The following is a 1,827-nucleotide window of genomic DNA, read 5'->3' on the forward strand; positions in this document are numbered from 1 at the left end:
TAACACCCTCTGTCGAATCATAATAATATCGATCGCGAAAATACCGTGACGTCGAGAATAAGGAATCTCCATGGTGAGCGCGTACGTAGGCCCGGGGAACGATGCGGATGACGACTTGGCATCCGAACTCCCATCACTGCCAGCACCTTTGAAGGCGGGCGACCGTGCTGTCATCTACCTACGTGTCTCATCGCCGGGGCAGTTCAAGACAGACTACGACCCGGAAGGCATATCGATTCCCGCTCAACGTGTCGCCTGCCAGAACAAGGCAAATCAACTCGGCCTGACCATCGTCGACGAATACATCGAGCCTGGCCGGAGTGCGACCGAAATGTCGAAACGAGTCGAGTTCCAAAAACTGCTCGCTCGAATTCGAAACCATCAAGACGTCGACTACGTCATCGTCTACAAACTGTCTCGTATGGCCCGAAACCGGTTCGACGACGCCATCGTCATGGCCGACCTCCGCAAGCGAAACGTCACCCTGGTCTCCGCCACTGAATCCATCGACGACTCGCCGGTCGGCCAGCTCATGCACGGCATCCTCGCCACCTTCAACGAGTACCAGTCCCGCGAGTCCGGCGCCGACATCTCCTACAAGATGGGCCAGAAAGCCCGCAACGGCGGCACACTCGGCCGCGCCCGGCTCGGGTACCTCAACATCTTCGACCGATTCGACGGCCGCGAGATCCGCACCATCGGCGTCGACCCCGAACGCGCACCGCTCGTCCAGCTCGCGTTCCAGCTGTACGCCACCGGCGACTACACCCTCGACGAACTATCCGAGGAACTCTACGACCGCGGACTGCGCACCCGACCGACCCACCGCCACCCCGCCCAACGAGTATCCAAAAACAAGCTCTCGACGATGCTGCGCGACCGCTACTACCTCGGCTACGTCATCTACAAGGGCGAGGAGATGCAGGGCCGACACGAGCCGCTGATCGACGAGAACCTCTTCGACAACGTCCAAGAGATCCTCGAATCCCGGACCAACGCCCACGAACGCCGACGCGTCCACCACCACTACCTCAAAGGGTCACTGTTCTGCGGACGCTGCCAGCGGACCGGGACCGTCGGGCGGATGATCATCCAGCGAACAACCAACCGACACGGCAACGAATACCTCTACTTCTTCTGCCGCAACAAACAGAAGGGCACCTGCAACGCGCCACACATCAACGTCGCCCTTGTCGAAGACGCCGTCGAGGCGCACTACGCGACGATCCGATTCCGCAGCGACTTCATCACCAGCATCCGCAACCAGATCGCCGAAGCCATCAACGCTCAAGAGACCGCCGACCGACTCCTCCAGAAACAACTGACCACCGAACTGCAGGCACTCGACGCCCAGGAAGAGAACCTCATCGACCTGGCAGCCGACGCCACCCTTCCGCAGCCCAAGATCAAAGCCAAACTCCGCGACATCGCCCACCAACGGCGACGACTGACCGAACGCCTGGCAACAACGACCGAAGACCTGTCATCCAGCGCCCGACTCATCGACGCCGCGCTCACACTGCTGGAGAACCCCCAAGAACTGTATCGCCGCTGCAACGAACACCAGCGCCGCCTGTTCAATCAGGCAATCTTCCAACAGCTCTACATCGACGACGAGCAGATCAACGGCCACCGCCTGCACGAACCCTTCGGACAGCTACACGCCGCCCAACGGGCACAAGCAGGAACATGCGGCGCAACCCGGCACAAGACAAGCCGGGATGCTCCTGAATCAGGCAACTCCCGAATGAAGGGAGGAGTAGGGGTCCTACTCCAGGGCGTTCATTCAGCCCCGGGTTCTAGTAGTGACCCTATGGTGGAGCTAAG

1 protein-coding gene is annotated in these 1,827 nt (G+C 60.3%); it reads left to right on the forward strand.

Features of this window, described 5'->3' with window-relative positions; translation table 11 throughout:
* Positions 1-70: 70 nt before the first annotated feature.
* Positions 71-1,827: recombinase family protein (locus QH276_RS12780; protein WP_051047099.1), on the forward strand; the 1,757-nt coding region annotated here is incomplete at its 3' end.

This window comes from Nocardia carnea (genome assembly GCF_029869215.1).
In the GTDB taxonomy this organism is placed as follows: Bacteria; Actinomycetota; Actinomycetes; order Mycobacteriales; family Mycobacteriaceae; genus Nocardia; species Nocardia carnea_B.